The following is a 4,011-nucleotide window of genomic DNA, read 5'->3' as shown; positions in this document are numbered from 1 at the left end:
AGTAAGGTCGCAGAATCTTTTTTAATTAGAGGATGGACAAAGTTTGGTGCAATTTCTGTCAGCGGCATAAGCGTAAATCGTCTAAGGTGAAGGTATGGGTGGGGTACAGTTAACTTAGGAGAATCAATCAACTGGCTTTGATAATACAATATATCAATGTCAATTAACCGTTGCCCCCATTTTTTCAATCGAACTCTTCCCATTTTCTTTTCTATTTCCAACACTTTATCTAATAAATCCTCTGGGTTAAGGTCAGTACTTACCTCCAATACCTGGTTATAAAATGCTGGCTGCTTTTCTTCACCCCATGCAGCCGTTTCATAAATGGAAGAAACCTTTACTAATAAACCAACTTCGTCCTCTAAAAAAGTTCTGGCTTTTTTCAAATTGATAGCCCGATCTCCTAAATTAGTTCCTAATAATAAAAAAACACCACTCATTTCTTTTGATAATCAATTCAACCTCAACAAAATAAAAACTTTAAAGTCCTTTTTACACAAAAAAAAAAGTCCTACTTACTCAAATCTGGAAAAGTTTTTCTGTACTTATAATGATAGCTTTCCAGCCCATTTTATACAAAAAAGGCAGCCTAGGCCCTATTTTTATTTAAATCTTTTTAATTTTACTTAATTTGGGCAAGCAAAATAACCCTTATTCTAAGAAAATATGGTTTAATATCCCTTTAAATATTAGTAAAATCACAATGGTTATTAATTCCTATTCCATTGTTTTTTTGCATTAAACTTCCAAGGGGTTCCTAGAGAATATAGCAAACAAGCTAATCTGGAAACAAAAAATAAACCTTGTCCTACTTTTACGTATTTAATATAGTGAACCGACCAAAAAAATAATTAGATGGGAAGATTCTTTAAAATCGTTTTAGCAACTATAGTCGGACTGATCATTTTCAGTGGATTAACTTTGGTGTTGCTTATAATTATAATTTCCTCAGCTTCTAAAGAAGAAGAGGTAAAATTAAAAGAAAATACAGTTCTGGAGTTAAAGCTTGACAAACAAATTGTGGAGCGTACAAAAGATGATCCTTTTGGAGAATTCCCATATTGGGCAGATGGAGACAATAAGGTTGGTTTGATACAGCTGATGGAAGCCATCGAACATGCCAAAAATGATGATAAAATAGAAGGGATATTCCTGGAACCTCGTTCTATTCAAGCCGGTTATTCCAGTCTTTCAGAAATTCGTAAATCCCTACAGGAATTTAAATCCTCCGGAAAGTTTATTTATGCCTATGGAGAAACTTTTTCTGAAGCTGACTATTTCCTAGCTTCTGTTGCGGACAAAGTTTTTCTCAATCCACGTGGATTATTGGAATTTAATGGGTTTAAAGCTGAGAATATTTTCTTTAAAAAAACGCTTGAGAAGTTGGAATTAGAGCCCCAAATATTTCGTGTGGGGGATTACAAAAGTGCCGTAGAGCCTTTTATCCGGGAAGACATGAGCGAAGCAAGCAGAATTCAAACCACTGCGTTAATTAATTCTTTATACAATACTTATTTAAAACATGTTGCCAACAGCCGGCAAATCAATAACAAAGAGTTAAAAAACATCTCAGAAAATCTATTGGTAAGAAATGCAAAAGATGCTAAAACCTACAAATTGGTGGATCAACTTGCCTATTTTGATGAAGTACAAGATGCTATTCGGCAAGAACTGGAACTAGAACAAGAAGAAAAGATTCCAACTGTCACTTACAAAAAGTACAGGAAAAGCTATTCCAATACAAAAGTATCAGCTAATCGAATAGCCGTAATTGTTGCCTCCGGAAATATTGTTTCTGGTAAGGGAGGAGAGAATGCTATCGGTTCCGACACCTTTGCGGCAGCCATTAGAAAAGCTAGAAAGGATAAAAAAATAAAAGCAATCGTTCTACGGGTCAATTCACCAGGAGGTAGTGCACTGGCCTCCGATGTAATTTGGCGAGAGGTAAAATTGGCAACAAAGGAAAAGCCAGTAATTGCTTCCATGTCAGATTACGCAGCATCTGGAGGTTATTATATTTCCATGGCTAGTGATACCATTGTAGCAGAACCCAATACCATTACCGGTTCTATAGGAATTTTTGGTATTATAGTAAATGCAAAGGGACTTTTGAATAATAAATTAGGCATCACTACAGATGTAGTAAAAACCGGAAAATATTCTGATATCATGACAGCCACCCGGCCATTGAGTGACTTTGAAAAGAGTGTTATTCAAAAATCAGTGGAGGAAGGATACGAAGCCTTTACCACCAAAGCGGCTGAAGGCCGAAATATGTCTTTAGAAAAACTGAAACAAGTCGCTTCAGGACGCGTCTGGTCGGGAGAACAAGCTTTATCAAACGGCCTAGTGGATGTATTAGGGGGACTTGAGGATGCCATTAACATCGCTGCAAAAAAAGCAGGTGTAGAGGATGACTATAAAGTAAGATACTACCCGAAACAAAAAGGTGTATTTGAACAAATTTTTGAAGAATTTAGCACCGACCTTGAAACTCGAATAAGAATGGAAAAATATGGTGAAATGGCTCCTTACATCCAACACCTGGAAGAGATTAAAGAAATGGATGGCCTACAAACCAGATTACCTTTTGATTTGATTATCCAATAATTTGCCAGATTAACATTTAAGAAATAGATAGTTTTTGAGATTCCTATAGGCCTTCCTATATTTACACCTTGATTAAACGCTTTGTAGAGACAGGGTATTCCTAGTCACTACTGCTTTAGGAGAAAAAACTATCTATTTCTTAAACACCGAAATATGACCGAGATTAGAAACAACTGGACAAGAGAGGAAATAGCCAAAATATATAATTCTCCAATCATGGAGTTAATTTATAGGGGAGCCAGTGTGCACAGACAAAACCACGATCCTAACGAAGTACAAGTATGCACTTTACTTTCGGTAAAAACGGGTGGATGTCCGGAAGACTGTTCATATTGCCCTCAGGCCGCCCGATATCATACGGATGTTAAAGTGGAAAAACTTCTTCCTACTGAAGAGGTTCTTAAAGCTGCCCTCAATGCCAAAGAAGCTGGGAGCACTCGATTTTGTATGGGTGCTGCATGGAGAGAAGTAAGAAATAACCGTGATTTTGACCGCGTACTAGACATGGTAAAAGGGGTCAATGAAATGGGCATGGAAGTTTGCTGTACTTTGGGCATGCTTACCGAAGAACAAGCTCAAAAATTAAAAGATGCCGGATTGTACGCTTATAACCATAATCTAGATACTAGTGAGGAACATTATGAGGAGATTATCTCTACACGTACTTATGACGACCGACTAGAAACCATCGATAATGTCCGGAAAGCAAATATTTCCGTTTGTTCCGGAGGAATAATTGGATTGGGAGAATCTGAAAATGATCGCATCGGCATGTTGCATACCTTGGCTAATATGACAGAACACCCTGAATCAGTCCCTGTTAATGCCTTAGTACCCGTAGAAGGAACTCCACTAGAAGATCAAGAAAGAGTGTCGGTTTGGGAAATGATTCGAATGATTGCAACTGCCAGGATCATCATGCCAAAAGCTATGGTAAGGCTTTCGGCGGGAAGAGTTAGAATGAATACGGAAGAGCAGGCTTTGTGCTTTTTAGCAGGTGCCAACTCTATTTTTGCAGGAGACAAGTTATTAACGACCCCAAATCCTGAAGAAGATTTGGATAAAAAAATGTTCCAAACGCTAAATTTAAAACCTAGAGAATCCTTTAAAAATGCCCCTGCTGTTAAATTTGAGCAGATTCCTCAACATTAATAAAGTTATAAAACTTTGAATTCCAGAAGACCACTTTAAAAAGGTGGTCTTTTCTTTTTGCTTTTCATCTTTTCAGTAAATAAGCACTCATTAATAATCCATCCCTTCCTATCATAATCCAAAATTCTCCTCTAAATAAAATTCGAACTATTTACAGAAAAAAATCACCTCCCAAAAAAAAGATAACTAATTTACTTTTTTTTCGTTTGAATAAGGCATAGAATTTGTACCAACAATCTATATTCTGGT

General features: G+C 36.7%; 3 protein-coding genes. 2 read left to right on the top strand and 1 reads right to left on the bottom strand.

Annotated features, from left to right (window positions below; genetic code table 11):
* The coding region (gene folK, locus E1171_RS05760) for a 2-amino-4-hydroxy-6-hydroxymethyldihydropteridine diphosphokinase (RefSeq protein ID WP_155204975.1) at nt 1-440 on the bottom strand (440 nt) is incomplete at its 3' end.
* 415 nt (nt 441-855) lie between these two features.
* On the opposite strand from folK, the gene sppA reads away from it, so the two are divergent.
* Together sppA and bioB are read left to right on the top strand one after the other, a co-directional pair.
* Nucleotides 856-2,610, top strand: coding sequence for a signal peptide peptidase SppA (sppA, locus tag E1171_RS05755; RefSeq protein WP_155204973.1), 1,755 nt, complete (start codon nt 856-858; stop codon nt 2,608-2,610).
* A 153-nt stretch (nt 2,611-2,763) separates the two neighbouring features.
* On the top strand, nt 2,764-3,762 hold the full coding sequence (gene bioB, locus E1171_RS05750; protein WP_155204971.1) for a biotin synthase BioB: 999 nt from the start codon (nt 2,764-2,766) through the stop codon (nt 3,760-3,762).
* Nucleotides 3,763-4,011 lie beyond the last annotated feature (249 nt).

The organism is Xanthovirga aplysinae, from assembly GCF_009711365.1.
In the GTDB taxonomy this organism is placed as follows: domain Bacteria; phylum Bacteroidota; class Bacteroidia; order Cytophagales; family Cyclobacteriaceae; genus Xanthovirga; species Xanthovirga aplysinae.
The sequence above is the reverse complement of the archived record's forward strand: the minus strand, read 5'-3'. Positions and strand labels throughout refer to the sequence as shown.

Excerpts from the sequence above, each read along its gene's own strand:
- bioB (WP_155204971.1), top strand. The coding sequence starts at position 2,764 with ATGACCGAGATTAGAAACAACTGGACAAGAGAGGAAATAGCCAAAATA.
- sppA (WP_155204973.1), top strand. The coding sequence starts at position 856 with ATGGGAAGATTCTTTAAAATCGTTTTAGCAACTATAGTCGGACTGATC.